We start from the raw sequence: 17,910 nt of genomic DNA, 5'->3' as shown, positions 1-17,910 counted from the left end.
TAAAATAACATATTAAATACCAACATTATATCATGTACGCACACAATATGTTAGAATAGCACGTAAGAAATGAGGTTACCCCATGAAAAAAAGTCATGTCATACTTGTTTTTACATTCTTACTGTTAATTCCTTATCTGTGTAGTCTGACCATTATTGGTATTGGCTATGATGCATTAGTTTTGCATTCAGCTGATCTTTTCCGGACCACCATTGGCGCTATTGTTGGTGCTTTAATTATGTCTGCCATCAAAGCTACAATTCAAAGACCAGTAGATTTATTAGCGGTTGAAATAGACGATGGTTTATTAAAGCAGTTATTACGCTTTTTCAGTATTAGAAGACGCTATTTTTTACAAATTGCTAATGTCATCTTAGATTTTATTCTTTGTTTTGCTGCCACTTTTGTGGTGCGTGAATTTCTAACTCTTGATCAAATTGTGGGTAAATCTGTTGGAATTGTGATGCTGATTATGCTTTTATCAACTTGTCTTGGTGCATATGTTGAATACGACAACTTATCAATTGACCCTAAACAACATTAATTATTTAATGACTGTCCTCAAGATATAATTCTTGGGTCAGTTTTTTTGTGGCAAAATTTAAAGTTTGCACAACGTAAGGAGTTAAACTATCACCAGGATTTTGGTAAATTTTAATCCCTTCGGCAGCAACTGCAGCTAAGAACTGCGATATAACCATATTTAATGGCTGACTAAAAAAGGAAATATTTTGATTGTCTTTTTCTGTAATTGCCACTTGGGCTTCAGGCAAAACAAATTTCATTAAGCCTTTTGGAACTTCAACCTCGTTGGGTGCAATTACGCCATACCAATACATAAAATTTTCAGGTCCAAAAACAACCATATTGCTACGAGTATTAGTTAAATCATTCTTAACGATAAAATCCTGAAAAACCTGATTCTGCTCCATTTCCATATTTGATTGATTAAAGGTTTTCTGTTCGTCCATCAATTGATCGGGAAAAGGACGACCAACAAAAGTTACTTTTTTCTGTAGTTTTTTCATAATTTCTCCTAATATTCAGCTAATTCAGCTAAAGGAATAATTTCACCCGCTAGAAAAGCATCAATTTCATTACTGGCAAATCCGTGTGTAAATAAGTAATTGCGTATTTTTTGCTGTCTCTCATTTTCTGGCAAACGGCGAAACCGCTTATAGGCTTTGATCCCTTGCTTTTTTAATGCTGCGATTTGATCTTCATCATTTTGCGGTATATCAATTTGAGCAATTATTGTACTGGCAAGCGTGCTGGAAAAGCCATGACTCAATAATTTACTGGTCATTTTCCGTTCCAGTTCGCGCCGTGCCAATTTGCCCACTTTACTTTTCATTGACTTGAGCACTCTCTTACCTGCATCCAGCCAGTCAGCATCAGCTATTTCCATTAGCGCATTAGCAATTATTTCAGGATCAATTCCTTTTTGTCTCAACTTATTGCTGACACTAACTGGTCCATCAGTACCAATCCGCAAGTTTTGTGCGATCACTAATTGCGTGTACTTAGCATCATCTAAAAACCCCATTTCTGTCAGTTGACTGACAGCAGCCTGTGCAGAGTCATTATCAATGCCATGTTTATTAAGATATTGTAAAACTTCATAAACAGTTCTAGGTTCATAACTTAAATAATTAGATGCAATATTGGTAGCCTTGGCGTCTTGATCAAATTGCTTAATTTCAGCAATTTGTTCTTCAGTCAGTTCTTGCCCCTTTAAAAGCATAAATTCAGCCACAGTTTGCTCAGCAGCGGAGAAAGAATACTTACCATCTAAAAAAATATTAAATCGTCCGGGTCTTTTTTGACTGCTTACTTTAGTAATAATTGGCATCACAATTTCACCTTTCTAGTGCTTAACTCCATGCTAGCAAATTTTGTTTAATCTTGCTAAATACTTTTTTCAGGGAGTACAATAAATTGTTAACATTTACTATTTTATTGTAGAAAGAAAACTATGTACAAGAAATTTAATCAAAATAAACCAAAAGATAAGGATATTATTATTACAATCAAAAGACTGGGCATTAATGGCGAAGGAATCGGCTATTACCGCAAAAAAATCATTTTTATTCCGGGTGCCTTGCCCGCAGAAGTGGTCGTTGCCAAGATCATCAAAGAATATCCCCGTTACATTGATGCGGAACTGGTCCGCATTAAAGAAAAAAGTCCAAACAGAGTATCATTTCCGGCTAAAGTTAATCCGGCAATAGGTGGGCTGGAACTTGCTCATTTAGCTTATCCCAAGCAGCTTGAATTTAAACGAGACAACGTCCTTGAAGCTTTGAAAAAATTTCATCCCCGAGGATACAGTAAGTATAAAGTTAAGAAAACCATTCCGGCTCCAGAAGAATGGCATTATCGTAATAAAGCGCAATACCAAATTGAACAATCTCATGGTCAGATCAGTTTGGGTCTTTTTGCCCCTAACTCGCATGAATTGTTTGATTTACCAGTTATGCCAACGCAAAGCCAGGCCACCCAGGATACTGAACGCAAAATCAAAAGCTTAGTAGAAAAAATGCACGTTAAAATTGCCGACCCCTACCGCCATTTTGATGGTCTAAAAACAATTGTGGTGCGTCAAGCCTATGCTACTCATGAAATACAAGTAACTTTAATTACTGTTGGTCGCAACATTAAAAATTTAGGTCAACTTGCAGAACAAGTTATGCACCTGCCTGACGTAGTTAGTGTCTATCAAAATGAAACTGACTGGCGCAACCCCCAGGTATGGGGTAACAAAACAGTTAAATTGGCAGGAAAAAATCAGATAACTGATGAAATTTTGGGCAAAAAGTTTGCCTTGTCACCGCGAGCATTTTTCCAATTAAACCCGGTTCAAACTATTACGTTATACTCAAAAGCACTGAAATTTTTAGATTTGACCCCAACTGAAACTTTAATAGATGCATATAGCGGCGTGGGTACACTCGGAATCTTAGCTGCTGATCAGGTTAAACAGGTTATTGGCATTGAAACTATCCCCGAAGCAGTCGAAGATGCTAATCATAACGTAGAACTGAATCATATTAAAAATGCTAATTACATTCAGGGAAGCGTAGAAAAAATTTTACCGGAATTAGTTCAAAATGGTATGCCAATTGATGCTTTGATTGTTGACCCACCACGCACGGGACTGGCAAAAAGCTTGATCAAAACCATCCTAAGCGTGAAGCCTAAAACTTTTGTATACATTTCTTGCAACCCCTCCACTCTGGCACAAGACTTAGTTCTTTTGAGCGAAGCATATAATGTCAGACTAATTGAAAATGTAGATATGTTACCGCAAACGCCAAGGTGTGAATGCGTTGTCAAATTAACTTTACGGTAAAAAATAGTTGTCACTTGCTGTGACAACTATTTTTTGTGGGTCAGGTGTAGATTAAAAACTTTTCAGTTTAAATGAAAAATTTCACAGATATAAACATACAAAAATCGAATTTTTTCGCGATAAACTTGTTTTTAAAGATTCAATAACAAACATATTATGGAGATAGAAATTTTGTCAACCTTAACCACAATTTTATAATATCAGACTTATGTAAGCGCTAGCAAATATAATGCACGGCCTACCTGACATATTTAGCTAAAAATGCTGCAACCCGTCTTTTATATTCTTGGGGATGTTTTGAAAAAGACTGGGCATGTTTAGCTTTAGGAGCAACCCATATTTCCTTTGGCCCTTTGGTAGCTTTATAATTAGGGTAGACCATCTTGGTTGGAACAAAATTATCTTGACTACCGTGAATAAAGAGCATGGGCTTGTGATTCTTATGCAATTGCTGCACGCTGGACGCAGCACCCATAAAATAACCAACTTTGATCTTATTTATGCCACTCAAAATTTCTACTAATGGAAAACGAGGAAAGGCGGGCATATTGTACAGAACCCCTGCTTCGTGTTCGATTTCGTCTTTAACACTAGTATAGCCGCAGTCTTCAATAAATGCTTTAACTTGGTGAGGCAATTTCAGCCCACTAGTCATCATGGCAGTTGCTGCACCCATGCTTAAGCCATAAACTACCACCTGCTGCTGCTTACCTTTGGTTTCTAACAAGTATGAAATCCACTTTTTCACATCATCTTTTTCCGGCCAGCCATAGCCAATATAATGCCCTTCACTATGTCCCTGTGCTCTTGGATCCGGCGTCAGAGTATTGTAGCCTAATTCATGAAATAAGGCGTCATATTCTCCCATGTCCTCTTTAGTATCCATGTATCCTGGTAAAACTACAGCAGTTTTATGCGAATTTTTATAAGGAATAAAGTTTGCTTCTAATTTAAACTTTTCATCAGCTGATTCAATGTGCCATTTTTGTTTAGCCGCAGCTTTAAACCACTTTTTTTCATGGTAAAGGGGGTCAGTCTTTTTGAGAACCTTACTTGAAGAACTTAAAAAACTCTTTTTACCAGGAACACAAGCCACTCTAAAGAAATAGTAACCGGCCCCGGTAAATAGTAAACATACTAATAAAATAATAATAATTGATGAAAGCCACAACTTTTTATGTTTTAATTTTTGCAATTAGTTAAGCCACCTTCACTAAAAATAATATCTTATAGTATAACATTTTTAATTTGTATAGGAAAAAAGAAAAAATGAGATTGACAGATTTTTTACAATTAACTAATGACTTAAACAATCAAACCAGCTTTTATTTAACTATTGCTCACAAAAATGTTCCGTTGGCAAAAGTAAAGATTACTAGTACGGCTTGCCTATTTTTTCCCGGCAAAAAGCCCTTAACAAAAAGCAAATTCAGCAGCTTAGTAAAAAATATTCATGGTCGCAGTATTCCAATATATATTAGTTATCAAAAAGAAAAAATTGCCGTTTACGGTATTCAAATTTTACCTGACCAAAATGCAGTCAGATTAACCTAAAAAATGCTGCTAAAAGCAGCATTTTTATTTGTTTAGTTATTTTTTGCGATATTGACGAATGTGATTTTCAGTACCTGCGAAATACCAAGTACCACTCTGTTCATCACTTGCAAGTGTTAAACCATCTTGCGGGTTTTTTAAAGCTTGATTGAAGATTTGTTCATATTCCGGAATAGTTAACTTTTGTCTGCGTGCAATCAGTTCTTGATCTGCTGCTTGGTTTATTGCTTTTTCGTAGTTCTTAACTATTTGACCAGAATAAAATTCTCCCATAGCACCTGAACCATATGAAAACAAACCCACCTTTGCATTCGCGGGCAACTGAGCATTTTCCAACAAGCTCAAAAGGCTTAAGTATAAAGATGCAGTATAAATATTACCAATTTGTTTACTATAACATGCACTTGCAGCAAAGTTATCTGCTAGACGCTTTTTAGTTCCGTCATCTTGCTTCTCAATAGCCAATTGGTTAGCCTTAAAGCCCATTTTCACAAATGGTAAATGATAAAGAAGAGCAGTGAAATCGCTGGCTTTTAACCCCGTTTGCTTCTGATAGTCCGTAAATGTATGCCTGAAAAAGTCGAGGTAAACATCTTTAGAATATTTACCATCAACCAGGGCAACTGCAGAATCGTTGGGACGCCAAAAATCATTAATATCTGCGCTATAAGCGCTGTGACCAGCACTTAAAGTCATTATTTGCGGGTCAGCCTTAACAAGCACACTGATACTTCCGGCACCCTGAGTTACTTCCCCACCGGTATTAATACCATAACGAGCAATATCAGCTCCAATCACAATTGCGCTGTGATTGGGATGCAAGCGCACATAATCACGAGCTATCATAATTCCGGCGGTCATGCCAAAACATGCTTCTTTTACTTCGAAAGTTCTCACATTTGGTGGTAGGTTTAATGCGGTTTTGATGAAAAGTGAAGCAGATTTGGATTGATCAACTCCGCTTTCTGTTCCCACTATTAATAAACCAACATTTTCCCTTGCAATATGATCCAAATACCTTAATGTCGCGTTAATTCCCATTGACACCGCATCCTGGGTTTGATCAGCTACACTCATTTTTTGCTGTCCTATTCCAATCAAAAATTTATTCGGATCTTCATTACGAGCATGGGCTAAATCTACCATATCAACATATTTATTAGGCGTATAAAAACCAATTTGATCAATTCCGACTTGCATTATTTTCCTTTCTAATTTCCTTTAAAAATTCTTGTGCCGCTGTTTGACTATAAAGATTGCTTTTAATTAACATCTGCAATACTTTTTTCTTTTCAGAAGAAGTGGCCTTCAAATTAGCAACAATATTTCTGGCTTGCAACTTCATGTGTCCTTTTTGAATTCCCGAAGTAGCAATCGCCAATAAGGCTGCCAGATTGTTAGCCAATCCAATCGCAGCAATAATGTTCGCTAATTCCTGACTAGTAATTTTTTCTCCTAATATCCGATAGTTTTGCGTAACATCTTTTCTGGATTTAATGGAGCCACCTACAACACCAAGCGGTAAAGGAAGGCTCAGCCTTCCCAGCAATTTTTCATCTTGCACAAACCATTCACTAAGACTGGTATACGAACCACTTTTTGCTGCCCAAACACCGCAGGCAGCTTCAACCGCGCGAGTATCATTACCGCTAGCAAGCAATACTGCCTCAACGCCATTCATAATACCTTTGTTATTTGTGACGGCCCTTATAGGATCAGTTTGACCAATTCTACTTAGTAACGCAATTTTTTGTGCAGTTGCTATTCCACCAATTACTTCTACTGGTATTTCTGCTTCTACCTTAGTTATTTGACTGGGATAGTTAGATAAAATAGCAAATAATTTTTGCTTAATACCCGAAAAGACAGCTAATTGCTCAGCCATATACTCTAAAATAGAATTCACCCTATTGGCGCCCATTGACTCGGCTGGATCAACCAAAACTTTCAAAAAAACTAGATCTTTTTCTTGTTCTGCGGTAATAGTTTTTACTCCACCGCCATGCAAAACTAAACTAGCATATGCAATATTTGCCTGTTTGATTAATTCAGGAAAAAAAGCTTGTAATTTAGCTATTTTAAAATCAACAGCAGCTTGTAGAACGATTTGACCCCAAATGCCATTGCGTTGACTAATAGCAGTAAAACCGCCAGCTTCAGTCACAATCTTCGCACCATGATTAGCTGCTGCAACTACCGACGGCTCTTCCGTAGATAGTGGCACTTGATACTTGTGGCCGTTAACCAGCACATTCTGCACCAGACCAACTGGAAGTCGCAATTGCGCTATGACATTTTCACTTAATAAATCAAGTTCACGCAAAACCTGCTCATCAATTTCGTCCAATTTAATACCGCGCTGATGCAATAAGGCCCTTCTTTTTGCAGGTGTTAATTCATAAAATTTCATTTAGATTCTCTCAATTTCACATGCAATTGCCTGACCCCCGCCAATGCAAAGAGTAACCAACGCTTTTTGGCCATTAATATGATTCATAATATTAATCGCTGTGCCGACCAGTCGAGTCCCTGTAGCTGCTAGAGGGTGGCCTAGGGCAATAGCTCCGCCAAAAATATTTAACTTTGCTGGTGGAATCTGTAATTTCTGCGCTAAAACCACACTGGGCGCAGCAAAAGCTTCATTAACTTCAATCACATCATAATCATTAATTGTCTTGTTGGTTTTTTGCAATAGCTTTGCTACAGCATAGGATGGTGCGATGCCCATATAAGCGGGATCATTTCCTGATTCGGCAAATGCACCAATCCGAGCCAGAGGCTGTAAATTCAGCTCCGCTACTTTTTCTGCTGTTGCTAAAATAACCATGCTGGCGCCGTCACTTAGAGGAGAAGAATTACCGGCAGTAACGTTACCATCTTTTTTAAAGACCGGCTTTAGTTTACTAAGCGCTGCTAAATTGGTGTCGGGACGAATATTTTCATCTTGGCCAACAGTCTTACCGTTAATTTCAACGTTAATCATTTCATCTTTGAAAAAATCCTGTTGGACAATTTCAGCAGCCTTATGGTGTGAAGCTACACTGTACTCATCCATTTCCGCGCGGGTTACACCGTATTTTTCTGCCACATTTTCTGCTGTAAGTCCCATATGTGAATCAGAAAAAGCATCTGTCAGTCCATTCTGCAGCATTTCACTTTCAAAGTTGGGCTTTTCTTTGCTTGCCGTCAGGTAAATTGCATTAGACATGCTTTCCGCACCGCCAACTGCGACCAGACCAAAGTCACCCATTTCCATCTGTCCTTGAGCTAACCGCAAAGCTTTCAAACTCGAGCCACAAACTTCATTAATTGTGACACTGCTGCTTTGAGGACTCATACCGGTATTCAGGGCAACTTGGCGAGCCATGTTTTGTCCTAAACTGGCACCTAAAACGTTGCCCATAAATAGTGCTTCAAGATTTTCCGCATTTAAATTAATGCTTTTCAAGGTTTCCCTTAATACAATTTCACCTAGATCGATCGCACTTTTTTCAGCCCATAAGCCATGATAACGACCAAAAGGTGTTCTTTTAGCTGCAACAATATATATCTCTTTCATTTTGTCTATCCTCCAGCAAAAAGTTCCAAGCAGCATGATACAAAAATTTTCTACCCGAAGACAGTGATTAGCCCGACATTAAGAAAAATTTTATATAAAAAAAACCATTTGTTAATGGCTTTTATAATTATTAAAAATGTTAATTAGCTATTTAGATGATTGTTCTGCCAATTTTTTACCTAAGTTAATAATATATTTACGCAAAGCGTCTTTAGTTTCGGGATGCTTTAGACCGTAAATAATCGAAGTTTCAAGGTAACTTAACTTATTACCCACATCGTAGCGATCGCCGTTAAAAACATGAGCAAGAACTCGCTGAGTTTTATTCATTGTGTTAATAGCATCTGTTAACTGTATTTCACCACTCTTATCAGGCTTTTGCTCTGCCAGTATCGGAAAAATGTCAGGAGTTAACAGATAACGCCCAATAATCGCATAATCACTTGGTGCCTGATCAATTGCCGGTTTTTCCACAAAAGACTTAACATTAATCAAGCCAGGCTTAATCTCAGTATCAGGCTCTATTATGCCATATTTATAAACCTCTTTATGAGGCACTGGCATAACAGCAATTGTAGAAGCACTTGTTTCATTATAGCGATCAATCAGTTGCTTAGTTAAGGGCACTTTATCCATCATCAAGTCATCACCGAGCATTACCACAAATGGTTCATTACCCACAAAACTGCGGCCACGAGCAATCGCGTCACCTAAGCCAGCAGGATATGGCTGACGCGTATAGTATATGTTAATTCCCAGGTGAGTAATTTCTTGCGACATTTTGAGCAGGCCCGTTTTACCCTTTTCCTGTAAATTCTGTTCAAGTTCAGGATTTGAATCAAAATGATCTTCAATAGGCCGCTTATTTTTACCAGTGACAATCAAGATATCCTCAATACCGGACTTTTTGGCTTCTTCAACAATGAATTGGATTGTAGGTTTGTCTACGATAGGCAACATTTCCTTAGGCATTGCCTTAGTTACCGGCATAAACCTCGTACCAAGGCCTGCTGCGGGAATAATTGCTTTTCTAACTTTCATACCTTTTACACTTTCTATAAAACATAAAACTAATATACCAAAATAAAGCCCATTGTGCCAATTTTTACCGATTGCGCTTTCTTTGAATATATTCTGCTAAGTGCCCTACTGAGTAATGCACCTCTCCGTATTTTATGGTCGCAATTGCAGCATTCACACAAGTCCCCAGTAAAAAGAGAATTGATGAAATATTCAGCCACAACATGAAAATGATAAAAGTACCAATAATCCCATAGTTTTCCCAGCTAATACGAAAATGATGCAGATAAAAGCTAAAAAGCCAAGACAATACAATCCAGCCCAATAATGTAGTAAAAACCCCAGGCCAAATAACCTTTTTCTTCAATCTAATATTGGGTAAAAAAGAATTCAGATAATACAAAGAACCAATCATGGTAATAATTATGACCGGATAGCGGTAACTGAATATTTTTTCAATTTCACCAACAGAAAAAGAAAATATTGGTCGTAAAAATTCTAAAACTTGTTGACCAAAAATAAGCGTTAAATTGAGTAGCGCAAAAACAATAATCATTATATTGGTTAACATAATGGTAATCGAACGTGTCCAGACGGTGATCTGCCATTTTTGCTTTAATTCAACAGCGCGTACGCCATATATTCGGTTCATACCGATTCTAATAGCGTTTACCAAAGAAGACACGGACCATAACGCCAAGATAATACCAAATGAAATGTACCCGGTTGATTTGCTTTTTAGCAATGAGTTAATTATCGGCATGATAAATTTAGCAATTTTATCCGGAAAAATTAACTTTAAGTAGCTGGCTATGGGATTAGTATCAATATGAAATAAAGGCAAAATATTTCCGATAATGATTATAAAAGGAAATATGGAAAATAAAATATAGTATGCAATCGCTATCGCACTGGTTAAAACTTCTCCATGAGAAAATTTCGCAGAGACAGTTTTATAAAATAAAAAAGAGCGTTTCCTGATTGCCTCAGCTTTTTTACCCATGCACTTTAATCATCCATTTCATCAAAATGTGGTAAATATTTTTCGTAGCCGTCATAGGGCTTTTGTAAAGTCAAAATCTTAGGACCATCTTTTGTAATGGCAAATGTATGCTCAAACTGTGCTGACTTTGAGCCATCAGGAGTAGCATAAAATACCCAATCGTCCTTTGGATCTGGGACACTTTTTTCAATAATGCGCCAGTCTCCACCGGCTTCGACCATTGGCTCACAGGTAATAGTCATCCCTTCACGCAGACGCAAACCATGACCGGCCTTACCCCAATGTGGTACTTCCGGATCTTCGTGAATGCTTGGTTGAATACCATGACCTACCAATTCTTTAACATCACCATAATGATGCTCATCTTCTACAAAATGCTGAATGGCCGCTCCGATATCTCCAATTCTGTTTCCTAAGACTGCTTGATCGATACCCAAATACATAGCCTTTTTGGTAGTTTCCATTAAATCCTGATCTGCTTGAGAAATTTTGCCGACTGGATAAGTCGTGCAAGAATCAGTTTCAAAGCCGTTTAAATTGCAGGTAACATCAACCTTGACCAGGTCGCCCTCTTTTAAAATAGTGTCCTTACGCGGAGTAGCATGGGCAATCTGATCATTAACGGAAATACACGTACCGTATTTGTAGCCCTCAAATCCCTGCTCTGACAAGCGACCACCACGGCTTTTGACAAAATCCTGACAAAATTCTTCAATTACCCAGGTAGTAATTCCAGGTTTAATCACATCCCGCAGGCCTTCAAACATTGAAGCTAATAGTCGGCCTGAAGCTTGCATACCCTTTAGTTCTCTAACAGATTTAATCGTAATCAAATTTAAATTCCCCTCTGTAAAATGATATTTGATTACATTATAGCGTTTTTTAAAACTTTACTAAAGAATTTCATTAAATGCACAAAATTAGGTATAATGTTTTGGTAAATCAGTTTTGTGTGAAAGGTTTGAGCAAAATGAAGGCTAGAATTGTCTATGCAAGTATGACAGGTAATGATGCTGATATGGCAGATATACTGGAAGAAGATCTGCAAGATTATGGTTTTGAGGTTGAAACCAGCGAAGCCGAATTTACCGATGCGAGTGACTATTTGGCGGCTGATTTGTGTGTTTTTGTCACCTATACTTATGGTGAAGGGACCATGACCGACGAAATTGCTGATTTTTACGACCAATTAAAAGAATTAGATTTATCTGGAAAATATTTTGCGGTGATGGGAAGCGGAGATAAAGTATATACTGGTCATTTTTGTGAAAATGTTTTTGACTTTGAAAAAATATTCAAACAGGTGGGTGCTAAAGAAGTTACTAAGCCTGTTACAATCGAAAATGCCCCGGGTGATGATGATATCGCGGCAATCGATAATGCAGCTAAGGAAATGGCTGATCAACTAAATGGTTAAGAACAAAAAAATGGATTCGCAAAAATTTGACTCAATGTCTGACCCCAAAATTCATCATCTAGCACAAAACCTAGTTAAAAGGTACCGCAACTTATTTGTTTATATGGTTTTCGGCTTTATTGCAGCTCTTATTAATACTATTGTTTTTATGGTGTTGCATAAGTGGTGGCACAGCGTAGTTTTGGTTTCTAATACGATCGCTTTTATTATTTCAAACCTGGCTTCTTTTGTATTTAATCAAAAAGCCGTATTTATTAATAACGTCGATGAGAAACATTCAACCTGGCAAAAATTGCTGGTCTTTTTTACTTACAGAATCATTAGTCTCATTCCAGACAGCTTAATAATGCTGGTAGGACTGTCCTGGCTTCATTTAGATGCCCTCTTAGTAAAAATCGTTGACCAAATTTTGGTTGGTGTTTTCAATTACCTCACTACCAGATCGGTTTTTCAGGCGCAAGAAACAACTATGATTGCGCGAGCTAAAGAGAAAATTAAAGCTCGTAAAGAAAAAAGCAAGAAATAAAGCCAAGAAATAATTTTCCTGGCTTTTTTATTTGGCTTATTTAAAATCTGCTGGTCTTGCACCTTTATGTTGCGAAAAGTAATAAGCAATATCATCCATTATTCTTTCAGAAGCATGACCATCACCATAAGGATTTCTTGCCTGGGCCATTTGCTCATAAACTGCTTTATTTTCAAGTAATTCCAGCATTGCTTTTTTGACCTGGTCAACCTGTGTTCCTACTAATTTAAGTGTTCCCGCCTCGACACCTTCGGGCCGTTCCGTAGTATCCCGCAAAACTAAAACTGGCTTGTTTAAGGCAGGTGCTTCTTCTTGCACCCCACCGGAGTCTGTCATAATAAAGTAGCTCAATTTAGCTAAATTGTGAAAATCAACCACGTCTAAAGGTGCAATTAAATGAATTCTGGAGTCATTGCCTAAAATTTCGTGGGCCACTTTTTGTACTCTGGGAGAAAGGTGGACCGGATAGATTATTTCGACGTTATCGTGACTGTCAACAACTTGTTTCATAACTTTGAAAACTCGTCTCATTGGCTCGCCCTGATTTTCCCGTCTGTGCATGGTCACCAAAATTATTTTATTACCCGGTTTAATTAAATCCAATACTTCATGATGATAATCGTCCTGCACTGTTTCTGCTAGAGCATCAATGGCAGTATTGCCGGTAATAAAGATATTTTCTGAATGATGATTCTCTTTAATTAGATTTTGCTTACTTACTTTAGTTGGGGCAAAATAAAGATCAGTCAAATCGTCAGTCATTTGCCGGTTCATCTCTTCAGGAAATGGTGAGTACTTATTCCACGTTCTCAGACCAGCCTCAACATGGCCCAAAGGACATTGAAGGTAAAAGCTAGCCAAACTAGCAGCAAAAGTAGTAGTTGTATCTCCGTGAACTAAAACAATATCTGGTTTGACCTCTTTCAACACCTTAGTCATATCAACCAAAACTTTAGCTGTTATGCCTTCTAAAGATTGGTTTTTCTTCATAATATTAAAGTCATAGTCGGGCTGAATTTTAAAAATGTTAAGCACCTGATCCAGCATCTCCCGGTGCTGCGCCGTTACAACCGTGACTTCTTCAAATCGCTCATCTTGCTTTAGTTTCTGGACCAAAGGCGCCATCTTTATAGCTTCTGGTCTGGTACCAAAAACAGTCATCACTTTAATTGTTTTCATAAAGTCCTCCATGTTCTATCTTATATTAATATATTAACTACATAAAAACAAGTTAATTATGGTTTAATAAATAACAAGTAACTAAGGCTGGTGAAAAAATGGCACATGGATTTAAACTATTACTAATTACCGGGCTGCTAATTGTTGTGGCAACTTTTTGCTTTGTCTTCAGTTTTGATAAGAGAAATAAATCTAAAACCAGAAAAATTTTATTAGGGGTATCTCTTTTGCTATTTTTAATAATTGGATTACTCATCGTTAAAATTTGGAACTGGCCCCTAGATTAAGAAATAAAATTTGCAAGAATTGTAATTAAATTAATGATTTCTATAATGGCTTTTAAGCATAATAAGTAGCTGATTAATAGCCTTATTACCTAACGAATTCAAGTAGAAGTTGAAAAGTCAACTATATATTAAATAACATATAATTGTATAATATGATTATATTGCCGAAATAGATAATAGAGCTTGACAAACCAATAATTATTTTTTAGAATTCATCTTGTAAACGTTTACGAAAAAATATAGGATTGACGAATCTGCTATTTTAAAATTAGGAGATTACTTTGCTAATTTCACAAGTATTGAATAATAATGTGATACTCGTGGAAGATGGAGGTAAACAGAAGATAATATGGGGTCGCGGTATTGGCTTTAAAGCTCACGCAGGAGAAAATTACAAATTAAAATCTCAAGATAAAGTCTTTTCTGCCATATCTGATGACGATAAGTGGCTAGCTTCTTTCAAAAAACTTTCTGAGGAAGTACCACGAAAATATTTTGAACTAACTGAAAAAATAATTCAGCTTGCTAGGGAAGAAATTGATGCTAATTTTGATGAACACCTTTTAATTCCTTTAACAGACCACATCTTCTTCGCAGTAAAGCGCTACGATATGGGTATGGAACTTTCTAATCCTATGTTGTTCGACATTAAACGCTTTTTTTCACAAGAATACAGGGTTGGTAAACAAGCTGTCAGTCTAATCGAGCAAGTTTCAGGTGTCTCCTTATCTGATGATGAAGCTGGATTTATTGCAATTCATCTTGTTGAATACAAAATTCAACAATCAGATAGCTCCATTAAAAATTTTTCCAATTTTATGGAAATCTCAAATGGAGTAAATAATATAATTGAAGCAAAGTTTGGTCGGAAATTTTCTGAAAACAGCATTGCTGTTAGTCGCTTGATGAACCATCTACACTACTTGATTCTCAGAACTAATAGTAAAAAGAATGAAACTGAAAATGAAAACCAGAATGATTCGGATCTACTGAAATTGCTTTGCCAGCATAATCGTAAAGCAGCAAGTTGTTTAAATGAAGTTGTTTATTATTTACAAGACAAGCTTAATTACAACTTTTCTGATTCGGATCGCTTATATTTACTAATTCATATTATTCATGTTACTTCTTAATTAAATACGGGCTTGTTACTTTAAATAGGCAATACCCAATAACTAGCACATTTTTGTGTGCAGTTGTTGGGTATTTTTTTATCAAATATTGAGAAAGGAAATTATATGGAACAACCTATCAAAAAGGAAAGCATGAAAACCAGAGTTTATGCTTTCTTGCAAGATTTAGGAAAATCGTTTATGTTCCCAATTGCTACATTATCTGCAATGGGAATTCTCGTAGGAATTGGTAGTGCCTTTACGGCTCCGCCAATGATGGCAAGATTTTCGTTTTTGCAAAATCATATTGTTAATGTCATTTTTACTTTTATAAATACTGTGGGCAGCTTTGGTTTCACCTATCTTCCGGTAATGTTTGCTATGGCTTTGCCTTTTGGCTTGGCCAAAAGAAATAAAGGGGTCGGTGCCATAGCAGCTCTAGCTGGATATATTTCCATGAACATGGGAATTAATTTTATGCTGGGTCAGCAACATAAACTTGCTCCAACTAGCAAAATGCAGGCAATGGGCCAATCTAGCGTTTTAGGAATCCAAAGTCTGGAAATGGGTGTCCTAGGTGGTATCTTGGTTGGTTTGATCACTTATTATTTACTTGAAAAATATCAGGAGATCAAATTACCCGATGCCTTCTCGTTCTTCGGCGGAATCAGATTTGTACCAATTATCTCAGTAATAGTCGAGTCTTTCGTTGGTTTAATCATCCCTTTTATCTGGCCGACTTTTCAAAGTGGAATTGTCGCTTTGGGACACTTAATTCAAAATGCAGGAGTCTTTGGTCCATTTCTATACGGTATCGCCCTTTCCATTTTAAAACTAATGGGTTTACACCACATTTTACTTGCAATGATTAGATTTACGGATGCCGGCGGTACAGCAATTGTTAAAGGTAAAGTTGTAACAGGGGCATTAAACATCTTTTATGCACAACTAAATGCAGGAGTACCAATTTCTCACAAAGCTACAGCCTTCCTTTCACAAGGATTCATGCCAACATTCATGTTTGGTTTACCAGCTATTTGTCTGGCAATTTATGTCACTGCCAAACCAGAAAATCGCAATAGAATCAAAGGCCTACTTCTTTCAGCTACCCTAATAGCCTTTGTTTCTGGAATTTCTGAACCGACTGAATACCTGTTTCTATTTATAGCACCAATGCTATATGTATTTCACACTATTTTACAAGGCTTATCACTTTCAGTAATGATGATTGCCGGAGCATGTATGGGTAACACTGATGGTGGTGTATTAGACTGGATTCTGTTTGGCTGGCTTCAACCTAACTCCAAATGGTGGGTTTTAATTCCAATTGGACTAATCTGGTTTGCAATATACTTCTTCTTCTTCCGCTGGTACATTTTAAAATACAACGTTAAGACCCCAGGTCGTGAAGGCGAAGGTGACGTTGTAATGACCCAGAATAATGGTATTTATGATCCCCAAGTCATCTTAGAGGCCCTTGGTGGTCAAAGCAATATTGTTTCTCTTGATAATTGCGTCACCCGGCTCAGACTAGAAGTAAATGATCCGTCTAAAATAGATGAAGACAAACTTAAACAATCTGGTGCACTTGCAGTTATGAAGGCAGAAAAATCTGTCCAAGTAGTTTACGGGGCTCAAGTACAAAGTGTTAAAGACGGTGTAGAAAAATTAATGAATAACGGCATAACGGCTTAATGAGGAGAAAAATGGGAAAATATGATTTTGATTCGTTAGCAGACAGAACTATTGATAATGCACGAAAATGGGATAATAAAATTGTTCACAGCAAGTTCCCCAAAGTCAGGGATGATTTTATTCCACTTTGGATTGCAGACATGGATTTTAAAGCAGCACCTGAAATTAGAAATTCTTTAGCTAAAGTCGCAAATAATGGGGCCTATGGCTATACCTACTCTACGGAGCGCTGGTACCAAAGTGTAATTAATTGGCAACTTAAAAAGCATAATAATCATGTAGAACATGATTGGATTAGCTTAGGCTACGGCACTGTACCAAATATGCATATTATTGTTCAAGCTTTACTCAAACCGACTGACTCCATTTTATTAAACACCCCAGTTTATGGTCCTTTTGCCTATGCTGCAGAACACAATGATCGAAAGGTAATCTGCGTTCCTTTGAAAAACATTAATAACAGATATTACCTTGATTGGGAAAAAATTGAGTACGAAATGAAAGAAAAGCAACCAAAACTTACTTTTTTCTGTAATCCTCATAACCCTTCAGGCAGAGTCTGGAGTAAAGACGAAATTACTCATATGGCACAGCTTTGCCAGAAATACAATGTTTTATTAGTTTCAGACGAAGTTCACTCCGAACAAATAATGAAAGGCCCATTTACCAGCTCTTTACAATTAGACAAGCAGTATCTTGATAATTTAGTAATGTTTACATCACCTAATAAAGCATTTAATTTGGGTGGTTTAAAACTCTCATATTCCATAATTCCCAATCCTAAGATCCGTGAGCAATTTCGGCAACAATATGTGCGAAATTCAGTAACCTCGCCAAATGTACCAGGTCAAGTAGCTATGGTCACTGCTTATGAAAAGTGTGATGAATGGTTAAAGCAATGTACCGCTTATATCAAGGAAAATCTTAAAATTACTCAAGAAGCGATTGCTAGTTCTTTTCCTGGCTGGAAAATGATGGACATGGAATCTTCGTACTTACCTTGGGTTGACATTTCCGCAAGTGGAATAGATATGCATACAATTGCGCAAGTAATGGCGGAAAAAGCCGGGGTTGTAGTGGGCATTGGTGATGATTATGTTGCTAATGCAGACAACTTTTTGAGATTAAATTTAGGAACTTCACACGCTGTTATCGAAGAAGCCATGACAAGAATGGCTGATGTATGGGAAACAATGTATCAGTAAA

General features: G+C 37.1%; 18 protein-coding genes. 8 read left to right on the top strand and 10 right to left on the bottom strand.

The genetic code is table 11. The features are described from left to right. The first annotated feature begins 82 nt into the window (after positions 1-82). Positions 83-544, top strand: a complete 462-nt coding sequence (locus LDX54_RS03395) for a hypothetical protein (RefSeq protein ID WP_046324567.1) — start codon at positions 83-85, stop codon at positions 542-544. Positions 545-548: 4 nt separating this feature from the next. Here the strand turns inward: LDX54_RS03395 and LDX54_RS03390 are convergent, their stop codons facing one another. Together LDX54_RS03390 and recX are read right to left on the bottom strand one after the other, a co-directional pair. Next, a complete protein-coding gene (locus tag LDX54_RS03390; RefSeq protein ID WP_187156468.1) occupies positions 549-1,028 on the bottom strand; it encodes a hypothetical protein in 480 nt (159 codons plus the stop codon). A gap of 8 nt (positions 1,029-1,036) precedes the next feature. Beyond that, positions 1,037-1,852 (bottom strand): recombination regulator RecX, encoded by an 816-nt coding sequence (gene recX / locus LDX54_RS03385; RefSeq protein ID WP_265666852.1) that lies wholly within the window; start codon positions 1,850-1,852, stop codon positions 1,037-1,039. A 123-nt stretch (positions 1,853-1,975) separates the two neighbouring features. On the opposite strand from recX, the gene rlmD reads away from it, so the two are divergent. Next, positions 1,976-3,352, top strand: a complete 1,377-nt coding sequence (gene rlmD, locus LDX54_RS03380; RefSeq protein ID WP_265666853.1) for a 23S rRNA (uracil(1939)-C(5))-methyltransferase RlmD — start codon at positions 1,976-1,978, stop codon at positions 3,350-3,352. 238 nt (positions 3,353-3,590) lie between these two features. Here rlmD and LDX54_RS03375 read toward each other — a convergent pair whose 3' ends face one another. Continuing rightward, positions 3,591-4,547, bottom strand: coding sequence for an alpha/beta hydrolase (locus LDX54_RS03375; protein WP_265666854.1), 957 nt, complete (start codon positions 4,545-4,547; stop codon positions 3,591-3,593). 74 nt (positions 4,548-4,621) lie between these two features. On the opposite strand from LDX54_RS03375, the gene LDX54_RS03370 reads away from it, so the two are divergent. Then, positions 4,622-4,906, top strand: coding sequence for a hypothetical protein (locus LDX54_RS03370; RefSeq protein ID WP_122037383.1), 285 nt, complete (start codon positions 4,622-4,624; stop codon positions 4,904-4,906). A 36-nt stretch (positions 4,907-4,942) separates the two neighbouring features. Here the strand turns inward: LDX54_RS03370 and LDX54_RS03365 are convergent, their stop codons facing one another. The 6 genes from LDX54_RS03365 to map form a co-directional block, all read right to left on the bottom strand. After that, positions 4,943-6,106: a hydroxymethylglutaryl-CoA synthase gene (locus LDX54_RS03365; protein WP_265666855.1), complete on the bottom strand. Its 1,164-nt coding sequence runs from the start codon at positions 6,104-6,106 to the stop codon at positions 4,943-4,945. Further along, on the bottom strand, positions 6,090-7,316 hold the full coding sequence (locus LDX54_RS03360; protein ID WP_265666856.1) for a hydroxymethylglutaryl-CoA reductase, degradative: 1,227 nt from the start codon (positions 7,314-7,316) through the stop codon (positions 6,090-6,092). Before LDX54_RS03360 ends, LDX54_RS03365 begins: the two co-directional genes overlap by 17 nt. Beyond that, positions 7,317-8,465, bottom strand: a complete 1,149-nt coding sequence (locus LDX54_RS03355; protein WP_265666857.1) for a thiolase family protein — start codon at positions 8,463-8,465, stop codon at positions 7,317-7,319. It abuts the gene before it with no gap. A 147-nt stretch (positions 8,466-8,612) separates the two neighbouring features. Next, positions 8,613-9,506 carry a UTP--glucose-1-phosphate uridylyltransferase GalU gene (gene galU / locus LDX54_RS03350; RefSeq protein WP_265666858.1) on the bottom strand — a complete coding sequence of 298 codons (894 nt, stop codon included), beginning with the start codon at positions 9,504-9,506 and terminating at the stop codon, positions 8,613-8,615. 64 nt (positions 9,507-9,570) lie between these two features. Next, entirely contained in the window at positions 9,571-10,488 is a 918-nt protein-coding gene (locus tag LDX54_RS03345; RefSeq protein ID WP_265666859.1) for a YihY/virulence factor BrkB family protein, read from the bottom strand. A 5-nt stretch (positions 10,489-10,493) separates the two neighbouring features. Continuing rightward, complete coding sequence (map, locus tag LDX54_RS03340; RefSeq protein WP_046324557.1) at positions 10,494-11,321, bottom strand: type I methionyl aminopeptidase; 828 nt, start codon at positions 11,319-11,321, stop codon at positions 10,494-10,496. A gap of 137 nt (positions 11,322-11,458) precedes the next feature. Between map and LDX54_RS03335 the strand changes: the two genes are divergently transcribed. Together LDX54_RS03335 and LDX54_RS03330 are read left to right on the top strand one after the other, a co-directional pair. Then, positions 11,459-11,905 (top strand): flavodoxin, encoded by a 447-nt coding sequence (locus LDX54_RS03335; RefSeq protein ID WP_265666860.1) that lies wholly within the window; start codon positions 11,459-11,461, stop codon positions 11,903-11,905. A gap of 10 nt (positions 11,906-11,915) precedes the next feature. Next, positions 11,916-12,431 (top strand): GtrA family protein, encoded by a 516-nt coding sequence (locus tag LDX54_RS03330; RefSeq protein ID WP_265667659.1) that lies wholly within the window; start codon positions 11,916-11,918, stop codon positions 12,429-12,431. Positions 12,432-12,467: 36 nt separating this feature from the next. Here LDX54_RS03330 and wecB read toward each other — a convergent pair whose 3' ends face one another. After that, positions 12,468-13,610, bottom strand: a complete 1,143-nt coding sequence (gene wecB / locus LDX54_RS03325; protein WP_046324554.1) for a UDP-N-acetylglucosamine 2-epimerase (non-hydrolyzing) — start codon at positions 13,608-13,610, stop codon at positions 12,468-12,470. 568 nt (positions 13,611-14,178) lie between these two features. Here wecB and LDX54_RS03320 point away from each other — a divergent pair. The 3 genes from LDX54_RS03320 (at position 14,179) to LDX54_RS03310 (ending at position 17,909) form a co-directional block, all read left to right on the top strand. Further along, the gene (locus LDX54_RS03320; RefSeq protein WP_265666861.1) at positions 14,179-15,030 is read left to right on the top strand and encodes a PRD domain-containing protein; all 852 of its coding nucleotides are present in this window, start codon (positions 14,179-14,181) and stop codon (positions 15,028-15,030) included. A gap of 105 nt (positions 15,031-15,135) precedes the next feature. Beyond that, the gene (locus LDX54_RS03315) at positions 15,136-16,704 is read left to right on the top strand and encodes a PTS transporter subunit EIIC (protein ID WP_265666862.1); all 1,569 of its coding nucleotides are present in this window, start codon (positions 15,136-15,138) and stop codon (positions 16,702-16,704) included. Between the two features lie 11 nt (positions 16,705-16,715). Beyond that, complete coding sequence (locus LDX54_RS03310; protein ID WP_265666863.1) at positions 16,716-17,909, top strand: PatB family C-S lyase; 1,194 nt, start codon at positions 16,716-16,718, stop codon at positions 17,907-17,909. The last annotated feature ends 1 nt before the right edge of the window (position 17,910 follow it).

Source organism: Lactobacillus sp. IBH004 (assembly GCF_026185255.2).
Lineage (GTDB): Bacteria > Bacillota > Bacilli > Lactobacillales > Lactobacillaceae > Lactobacillus > Lactobacillus melliventris.
The sequence above is the reverse complement of the archived record's forward strand: the minus strand, read 5'-3'. Positions and strand labels throughout refer to the sequence as shown.

What these genes read in the sequence shown, in the direction of transcription:
- LDX54_RS03395 (WP_046324567.1), top strand. Translation starts at nt 83, where the DNA reads ATGAAAAAAAGTCATGTCATACTTGTTTTTACATTCTTACTGTTAATT.
- LDX54_RS03390 (WP_187156468.1), bottom strand. Translation starts at nt 1,028, where the DNA reads ATGAAAAAACTACAGAAAAAAGTAACTTTTGTTGGTCGTCCTTTTCCC.
- recX (WP_265666852.1), bottom strand. Translation starts at nt 1,852, where the DNA reads ATGCCAATTATTACTAAAGTAAGCAGTCAAAAAAGACCCGGACGATTT.
- rlmD (WP_265666853.1), top strand. Translation starts at nt 1,976, where the DNA reads ATGTACAAGAAATTTAATCAAAATAAACCAAAAGATAAGGATATTATT.
- LDX54_RS03370 (WP_122037383.1), top strand. Translation starts at nt 4,622, where the DNA reads ATGAGATTGACAGATTTTTTACAATTAACTAATGACTTAAACAATCAA.
- LDX54_RS03365 (WP_265666855.1), bottom strand. Translation starts at nt 6,106, where the DNA reads ATGCAAGTCGGAATTGATCAAATTGGTTTTTATACGCCTAATAAATAT.
- LDX54_RS03360 (WP_265666856.1), bottom strand. Translation starts at nt 7,316, where the DNA reads ATGAAATTTTATGAATTAACACCTGCAAAAAGAAGGGCCTTATTGCAT.
- LDX54_RS03355 (WP_265666857.1), bottom strand. Translation starts at nt 8,465, where the DNA reads ATGAAAGAGATATATATTGTTGCAGCTAAAAGAACACCTTTTGGTCGT.
- galU (WP_265666858.1), bottom strand. Translation starts at nt 9,506, where the DNA reads ATGAAAGTTAGAAAAGCAATTATTCCCGCAGCAGGCCTTGGTACGAGG.
- LDX54_RS03345 (WP_265666859.1), bottom strand. Translation starts at nt 10,488, where the DNA reads ATGGGTAAAAAAGCTGAGGCAATCAGGAAACGCTCTTTTTTATTTTAT.
- LDX54_RS03335 (WP_265666860.1), top strand. Translation starts at nt 11,459, where the DNA reads ATGAAGGCTAGAATTGTCTATGCAAGTATGACAGGTAATGATGCTGAT.
- LDX54_RS03330 (WP_265667659.1), top strand. Translation starts at nt 11,916, where the DNA reads ATGGATTCGCAAAAATTTGACTCAATGTCTGACCCCAAAATTCATCAT.
- wecB (WP_046324554.1), bottom strand. Translation starts at nt 13,610, where the DNA reads ATGAAAACAATTAAAGTGATGACTGTTTTTGGTACCAGACCAGAAGCT.
- LDX54_RS03315 (WP_265666862.1), top strand. Translation starts at nt 15,136, where the DNA reads ATGGAACAACCTATCAAAAAGGAAAGCATGAAAACCAGAGTTTATGCT.
- LDX54_RS03310 (WP_265666863.1), top strand. Translation starts at nt 16,716, where the DNA reads ATGGGAAAATATGATTTTGATTCGTTAGCAGACAGAACTATTGATAAT.